Genomic DNA, 7,550 nt, shown 5'->3' with positions numbered 1-7,550 from the left:
CCCGTGCCCGCACAGCGCGGTGAAGCAGGAAGCCCCCGGAAGGGTCAGACGACCCAGGCCGGAATCCCTGGACTTTAGGCCAGGGAGCACGTCAATGGATCACCCTGACGCTGCTGAACGTCCTCAAACCGGTCTGGGTCACCACGGCGAGCCGAGGTGTCGACCGTTGGGTCGGCACCCTGATCGGGGTACTCGTGGTGGGGGTCGTGGCCGATACGGTCCACCTGCGGGGAGCTGCCCTGGTGGCGGCGGTGGCGGTCCTGCTGTGGGGCGCGTTCACGGTGCAGCCGGTGAACTACGGGCTGTTCTGCGCAGGCATCGCCGGGTACGTCCTGCTGTTCCTGCAGGCCGTGGCCGCACCTCCGGGCGACTCCGCCGCCTATCGAGCGGCCGACACCACCCTCGGCGGAGTGCTGGCCCTCATCCTGCACGCCTGGGTCAGGCGGCCGGGCAGCCGTCCTAGCCGCGACTGACACCCGATGATTTGGGCGGTTTCTCCGGAATGTACCCGGGTAGCCGTTCCCCCGGAGCCCGGAGCCCGGAGCCCGGAGCCCGGAGCCCGGAGCCCGGAGCGGGCCCGCTCCGCCTCATCTCCCACAGGCAAGGATGTGGTGCTCCATGACGCAACCCGCGCAACAAGTGGTGCCCGGGCCGGTCTGGACGCCGCTGATCCCCGCGACCATGCCGCCGGAGCGGGTCGAGAACTTCGGCGCCGAGGTGCCGCTGAGCCGCCCCGGACAGCCGGCCGATCTCGCCCCGGTCCAGGTCCTGCTGGCCTCCGACGAGGGCTCGTACGTCTCCGGCGCCCGGATCGCGGTCACCGGCGGCCAGCCGATCCTCTGAGGAGACGGACCCCGTGGACTGGTACCCGCTGCGGCTGACCGCCCCGGTCAAACAGCACGTCTTCGGCGGCCGCGTCCTGGCCGACCGGTGGGGCCGGACAGGGCTGCCCCACGGCCCGGTCGCCGAGACCTGGGAGGTCAGCGACGTCGACGGCGAGGGCGCGGTGGTGACCGGGGGACCGCTGGCCGGGCGCACGCTGCGCCGGTTGGTCGAGGAGCATCCGGAGGAACTGCTCGGACGCGGCTGGCGCGGTGAGCGCTTCCCGGTGCTGACGAAGTTCATCGACGCCACCGGACCGCTCCCGGTCCACCTCCACGCCGACGACGACACCGCCCGCCGCCTCGAGGACCAGCCCAACGGCAAGACCGAGGCCTGGCACGTTCTGGAGGCAGCCCCCGGCGCCACCGCCCTGGCCGGCGTCAAAACCGGCGTCGACCGCGACCGGCTCCAACAGGCCCTCGTGGCGCAGGACTTCGACGCGGTCCTGCGCCGCCTGCCGGTGCGCGCCGGGCAGACCCTCTACGTGCCCGGCGGGACCCTGCACAGCTTCGGCCCCGGCACCCTCGTCTACGAGATCGAGCAGACCTCCGACATCCAGCAGCACGCCATGCGCCACCGGATGGAGGACGGCTCACCGATCACGGACCAGGAGTGGCACACCAACCTGGAGCGGCTCCTGGACGAGTGGCGGCCCGAGCCGCGCCCCGACTTCCAGTCCGGTCTGAGCGTGCCGGTCGACGACGGTGTGGAGCGCACCGTGCTGTGCGCCGGTCCTTACTTCGCCCTGGAGCGGTGGCGGGTCGGCACCGCCGCGCCCCCGGTCCACATGTTCACCACCGGGCTGGTCGTCAGCAACGCGGGGCCGCCCGTCACCGTAGCCACCCCCGGCGGACGCGAGCGACTGGCCCGGGCCGAGAGCCTGTTGCTGCCGGCCGTGCTCGGCCGATTGAGGATCGAGGGACCGGCCGACGTCCTGCTCGGCTACCTCCCCGACCTCGACCTCGACGTGCGCACCCCCCTACTCGCCGCCGGCCACGGGTCCGCCGCGATCGCCGCACTCGGCGAAGGGCCGGCACCCCGCGGTTCGGCGAAGCCCACCGGCTCCGCACCGGGCGCCTGATCCGGGAGCCGACGGGTTCGGCGGCATGGATGCCGGCGGGCGTCGCGGGCGGCCGCCCGCATGCGCCTGATCGGACACCCGCATAGGTGACACGGGTGCACGACCTCCCCCGCGTCGGGCGAGGACGAGGAGGCGTTTCCGTAAGGGCGAAGCTACTGTTCGTGATGACCGGTGCGACGTACTGGACGCTGAAGGACGGCTCCAGACATGCCACCGGTTACTGGGCCGAGGAGTTCGCGGCCCGGCCCCTTACAAGGCGCTCACGGAAGCCGGCCACCAAGTCGTGGTGGCCGCTCACGGCGTCGTCCCGAACGTGGACAGGATGAGCCTGCGCCCGGAGATGGCAGGCAGTGCGGAGACCGCCCGCGATGGCCGACGCCGACGCGGGCCGGCTGGCGACCGCCGCGCTCGCCTCCGGTAAACCGCTCGCCGTCGTCTGCCACGCGCCGGCCGCGATGCCGGCCACCAGGGTGCACGGCGTTTCGCCCTTCGCCGGCTACCAGGTCACGGCCTTCACCAACGACGAGGAGAACGCCGTCGGACTGGGCCCCAGGGCCCGGTGGCTGCCGGAGGACGAGCTCAAAGAGTTGGGCGTCGATTTCGCCCGCGGCGAGATCTGGAAGCCGTACACGGTGGTGGACCGCAACCTGTACACAGGGCAGAACCCGGCATCGGCGGCGGTCCTGGCGGAACGGCTGCTGAAGGCCCTGACGTAGGCGTCACACGCCCCGGAAGGCCCGTGCACCGCCCTCGTGCCCGGGTCGGCCAGGTGCCGGCCACGACAAGCCGGGCGACGATCGACCGGACCGGCCGAGACAAGGGCGCTGAGTGGAGCACGGGACTTCAGCGAGGCAGGCTGTAGCCATGCGGTCGCTGTTCGGCTCATCTGATCCCTCAGGAGCGGACGGGCACAGCGGGGTCCTCCTCAGACTCGCGCAGTGTGTGCCGTTCCTGATCATCATGCTCGCGCTGGGCATCGAGCTCTCGCCCGCACACGCCGTGGTCACCGGTCCCATCCTCGCCGCGATGCCGGCGCTGGCGTCGCTCACGATGGGGCCGAAAGGCACCCTCTCGGCAGCGGCCGGAGCTCTTGCCGTCACCGTGATCACGGCGACCCTCCACGACAGCTGGGCCGCCCAGGCCTACAGCAACCTCCTGTCCCTCTTCGTGGTGTCAGTGGCCAGCATCGCCATGAGCAACACCATGCGCATGCGCAGGCAGAGCGAGCTGGACCAGGTACGCCGCGTCGCCATGGCAGCGCAACGGGTGGTCCTGCCACCCGTGCCCGCCCGGCTGGGGCCGCTTCAGATGGCCAGCATGTACCGCGCGGCGGAGACGGGGGCCCAGATCGGGGGAGATCTGTACGAGGCTGTGCACACCCGGTACGGGGTCCGGATGATCGTGGGGGACGTCCGTGGCAAGGGACTGCCTGCCGTGCGGCTGGCCGCTGCGGTGCTGGGCGCCTTCCGGGAGGCCGCGCACTATGACGCCGAACTGGTCGAGGTGATGAACCACTGCGCGGCCGCACTGGAACGGCAGAGCACCGGGAGAAACGCGATCGATCAAGACTGTGAGGAAGAACGGGCCGAGGACTTCGTCACCGCCGTCGTTGCCCAGGTGTGCGACAACTGCACGGTCCAGGTGGTCAATCGCGGGCATCCACCGCCGCTCGTGCTGCGCAAGGGCAAGGTCGAGGCCCTGATGCCCACTTCGCCACTGCCACCCCTGGGTCTGGAGGACCTCCTCACCGTCACGCCGGCCAAGGCGGAGAACTATCCGTTCGAGCCCGGTGACCGTTTGCTGCTGCACACCGACGGCGTGATCGAGGCCCGCAGCCCTGACGGGGTCTTCTTCCCCCTGCACGAGGCCATGGAATCGGTGCACCCGTGCACTCCCTCGCAGTTCCTGGAACAGCTGCATGAGGGGTTGATCCGCCACACCGGGGGCCGCCTGGCGGACGACGCGGCGATGCTCCTCGTCGAACGGCTCCCGCAGGGCGACGAACACGGAGGGGAAGCCACCGCCTCCTCCACGGATGGACGCAACTGACCGAAGAGGGCGCTTCACACGTCGCCGTCTGCGATCGACGCGGGGCGTGGACGGGCGGCACGGGCGGCTGTTCCCTGCCGCCCGGCCGTTGCCGCGTCCCGCGCGGATTCCGCCCACCCTGGCTCGCATGCATGCCATGGTGCCCCTATGACCGGCGAGGTGAGGTTCGAGCCCGGCTTGTACCAGGGCACCGCGGCGTACTACGACCGGTTCCGACTGCCCTACCCGGACGCGATGATCAGCGACCTTGTCCGCCGGACAACCCCGTCCGGGAGCGGACGCCTGCTCGACCTCGCATCCGGCACGGGCCAGTTCGCGTTCCCGCTGCGCGGCTGGTTCGCGGAAGTGTAGGCCGTGGACGCCGAACCCGACATGACCGAGGTGGTCCGCGCCAAAGCAATCGCCGCTGGGGCGCCCCATGTCCATGCAGCCACCACAAGCGCCGAGGAGCTGCAGGCGGAGCCGGGCAGCTTCGAGCTGATCGTCATCGGCAACGCCTTCCACAGGCTGCACCGGTCCCTGGTCGCGGAGCGCTCCTACGGCTGGCTCGAGCCGGGCGGCTGTGTCGCCCTGTGCTGGTCGACCTCCCCGTGGGTGGGCCCGGCAGACTGGCAGCGCGCGCTCGACGACCTGCTGCTCAGATGGCGTGACGCGCTCGGTGCGGCCGGCCGCGTCCCGGCCGGCTGGGAGAGAGCACGGCAGCAGGACCCTGACCGCGACGTACTGTCCCGTGCCGGGTTCGAGCCCGCCGGGCGACACGAGTTCTCCGCCGAACACCACTGGACGACGGATGAGCTCGCGGGGCACATCCGGTCGACGTCGTTCCTGCCGCCTGCCGTACTCGCGGACCACGCCGCTGAGTTCGACGCCGACCTCACTGCCGAACTCAGCCGCTACACGGCCGGCGCCGACCTCACCGAAAGGGTCGGCTTCGCCTACGAACTGGCCCGCAAACCAGCTCCCGCTCCCGCCGGGACGCATCCCTGAGGGGCGGAGTCCGGCGAACGCCCGGCCCTTGGCGGTCGGGCGCGCGGCACGGCCACCGTGGTAGGGGAGCGCGGCGCAAGACGCGCGGACTGCCGCCCGTTGCCGATCCCACGGCACACGACAACCACCTCCGCGAGATCATTGTCAGCCGTGCGTGCGCGAAATGTGCGCCGATCGTACGCGATCCGTACGTTCCCCTGAGCTAGGGTTAGGGGCGGAGGTCTTCCATGTCGGAGTTGTTCGAGGCGGTCGAGGCGTTGATCGCGTCCGCGTCGCCGCTGCCGCCGCCGGCGGAACGCAAGCGGCTGCGCCAGGCGCATGGGCTGACGCTGGACCAGATCGCCGGCGCGTTGAAGGTACGGCGCGCTACGGTGAGCGGCTGGGAGAACGGGAAGACCGAACCGAGGCCGCCCGAGCGCGAGGCCTACGCGCACCTGCTGAAGAAGCTCGCTGAGCTCTACCCCGCCCAATCCGCCTCCTGCGACGACCCCGCGACGGTAGCCGCCGACGACCCCACCACGGCAGCCGCCATGCCGGTCGACGAGACGTCCGCGACCGTGCCTGCGCCCTCGGGAGCCGCACCGGCAGAGGAACGGACTCCGTCCACCAGGCCGGCGCCGGATGCTGCGGCCATGACGGCCCCCAAGAACCCCGCGCCGCCCCCCACCCTCGCAGCGGAGTCCCGTCCGGTGACCACCACAAGGCCGTCGATGACGCGGCCGGGTGCGCAGAAGTCCGCCGCGCAAAAGACCGCCCCGCAGAAGTCCGCCCCGCAGAAGGGCACTTCGACCGGACCCACCTCGACCGAGGCCGATCCGCGGTTCGAGAACGGGCCGCTCGCCGTCATCGACGCCGATCAAGACGGCCAGGTCCTCGCATACTGCGTCGGCGGCCTTGTCCTGGACGTGCCCGCCAAGTCCCTGTCCTCCCTGGTCGAGTGGACCCTGACCGAAGCCGGGCTGGGCGCCCCGCGCCTGAACGGCTCGGGGAAGGACGCGGACCCGCTGCTCGTGCTGACCGCGTCGGCCTGCGCGCGCTACGGGCTGCCGGACCGGCTCGCCCAAGAGGAACGCCTCGCCGGGCGGATCCCCGACTCCCACAAGGTCGTGAAGCAACTACAGCGGTCCGACTGGCAGTTGACCCAGCGTGGGTTCGGGCCGTGGGCGCGGATCTACCGCCCGGCCGAGGGTGGCAGGCGCCAGTGCGTGCAGCTGTGCATCCCTTCCTGGGACGCCCTGGACACGCGCCACTGGGACGGCGCGGCGCAGCTTCCGCCGGCGGAGCTCGCCCGGCTCCTCGGCACCTACGCGCAGCGGGTGATGACCCCGCGGGGCTCCACCGCGGTGACGGGCCTCGAGCTGATGACCGCTCTGCACCCACCCACGAGGGCGAGCGAGCCGGATGCCGAGGGCCGCCGTCACAGCGAGTACAACCCCGGCTCGCTGGGCGGCCATCCGGTGGACTGCGCGCCGTGCGAGGCACCGGACGGGCACCCGCTCCTCGCCGGCCTGCCGCGCTTCCACCAGCGGGGCCCGGCCGAGATGCTGCTGGAGGAGGCGTACGACTGGGCCCGGCCGCTCACGGATGACGAGTGCCTGAAGCGCTACGTGGTCGGCCTCGACGTCAACCTCGCCTTCGGCGCGGCCGCCAACGGAGCGGTCGTCGGCCTCGCCTGCGAACCCGTCCACGTCGACCACCCGACCTTCGACCCGAAGCTGCCCGGCTCCTGGCTGGTCGACCTCTCCCATGTCGACCTGTCCCGCGTGCTGGTCGGCAAGGAGTGGAAGCACCTCGACGGGGATCTTCTGCCCAGCCCGTTCACCCCCAGGGGTGACCGGCCCGAGGGCCCGGCCTGGTACGCGACGCCGACCGTGGCCTATGCCGTCGAGCTGGGCTACGACGTCGCACCCCTCGAGGCGTACGTCCGAACCACGAGCGGCCGCTACCTGGACAGCTGGTACAAGCGGCTGCGCGACGCGTACGTGGCCACCATGGCCGACCTCGGCGTGCCGGAGGGGCTGACGCCGGAGGAGTTCCTCACGGCGATGGACGGCTACCAGCAGCGCGATGCGGAGATGGCAGTCGTCCTGTCCGCGATCAAGGCGACCGTCAAGGGCGGCATCGGCAAACTGCGCGAGCGCCCGCGCGGCGGCGGATGGCGCCCCGGCCGGCCGTGGCCGGCACTGTCCCGGCCGACCTGGCGGCCCGACATCCGCGCCGCCGTCATCTCCCGGGCCCGTGTCAACATGCACCGCAAGATGCTCGCCCTCGCCGCGGCCACCGGACGCTACCCGGTGGCGATCCTGTCGGACTGCGCCGTCTACGCCGCCGACGGACCGAGCCCGCTGGACGTCCTGCCCTACCAGGGCGGCAAGACCGTGCCCGGCAGTTTCCGGCTCGGCGTCCTGCCCGGGATGGTCAAGCACGAGGGCACTCAGACCACCCTGTGGGCCGAAGAGGTGCGCGAGAGGCACGGCCAGGACCTCAACCTCGCCCGGTACATCAAGGACGGCCACATCACCGCCACCGACGGCGGAGAGTAGGAAAGGGG

General features: G+C 71.6%; 6 protein-coding genes and 2 pseudogenes. All 8 read left to right on the top strand.

All coding sequences use genetic code 11. The features are described 5' to 3' along the window. Positions 1–89 precede the first annotated feature (89 nt). Positions 90–473, top strand: a pseudogene (locus ACFYZE_RS28890) (FUSC family protein); the annotation flags it as partial. A 145-nt stretch (positions 474–618) separates the two neighbouring features. Then, positions 619–843, top strand: a complete 225-nt coding sequence (locus tag ACFYZE_RS28885) for an SDR family oxidoreductase (RefSeq protein ID WP_389000121.1) — start codon at positions 619–621, stop codon at positions 841–843. A 13-nt stretch (positions 844–856) separates the two neighbouring features. Further along, on the top strand, positions 857–1,963 hold the full coding sequence (locus ACFYZE_RS28880) for a type I phosphomannose isomerase catalytic subunit (protein ID WP_389000118.1): 1,107 nt from the start codon (positions 857–859) through the stop codon (positions 1,961–1,963). Positions 1,964–2,127: 164 nt separating this feature from the next. Then, a pseudogene (locus ACFYZE_RS28875) lies at positions 2,128–2,679 on the top strand (type 1 glutamine amidotransferase domain-containing protein). A 148-nt stretch (positions 2,680–2,827) separates the two neighbouring features. After that, positions 2,828–4,012, top strand: coding sequence for a PP2C family protein-serine/threonine phosphatase (locus ACFYZE_RS28870; protein ID WP_389000115.1), 1,185 nt, complete (start codon positions 2,828–2,830; stop codon positions 4,010–4,012). A gap of 147 nt (positions 4,013–4,159) precedes the next feature. Continuing rightward, entirely contained in the window at positions 4,160–4,363 is a 204-nt protein-coding gene (locus ACFYZE_RS28865; protein WP_389000112.1) for a hypothetical protein, read from the top strand. Positions 4,364–4,366: 3 nt separating this feature from the next. Beyond that, positions 4,367–4,999: a class I SAM-dependent methyltransferase gene (locus tag ACFYZE_RS28860; RefSeq protein WP_389000109.1), complete on the top strand. Its 633-nt coding sequence runs from the start codon at positions 4,367–4,369 to the stop codon at positions 4,997–4,999. A gap of 227 nt (positions 5,000–5,226) precedes the next feature. Then, complete coding sequence (gene tap, locus ACFYZE_RS28855; protein WP_389000106.1) at positions 5,227–7,542, top strand: telomere-associated protein Tap; 2,316 nt, start codon at positions 5,227–5,229, stop codon at positions 7,540–7,542. Positions 7,543–7,550 lie beyond the last annotated feature (8 nt).

The sequence above is a fragment of the Streptomyces sp. NPDC001796 genome (assembly GCF_042892355.1).
Taxonomy (GTDB): Bacteria; Actinomycetota; Actinomycetes; order Streptomycetales; family Streptomycetaceae; genus Streptomyces.
The sequence above is the reverse complement of the archived record's forward strand: the minus strand, read 5'-3'. Positions and strand labels throughout refer to the sequence as shown.

What these genes read in the sequence shown, in the direction of transcription:
- ACFYZE_RS28865 (WP_389000112.1), top strand. Translation starts at nt 4,160, where the DNA reads ATGACCGGCGAGGTGAGGTTCGAGCCCGGCTTGTACCAGGGCACCGCG.
- ACFYZE_RS28885 (WP_389000121.1), top strand. Translation starts at nt 619, where the DNA reads ATGACGCAACCCGCGCAACAAGTGGTGCCCGGGCCGGTCTGGACGCCG.
- ACFYZE_RS28870 (WP_389000115.1), top strand. Translation starts at nt 2,828, where the DNA reads ATGCGGTCGCTGTTCGGCTCATCTGATCCCTCAGGAGCGGACGGGCAC.
- tap (WP_389000106.1), top strand. Translation starts at nt 5,227, where the DNA reads ATGTCGGAGTTGTTCGAGGCGGTCGAGGCGTTGATCGCGTCCGCGTCG.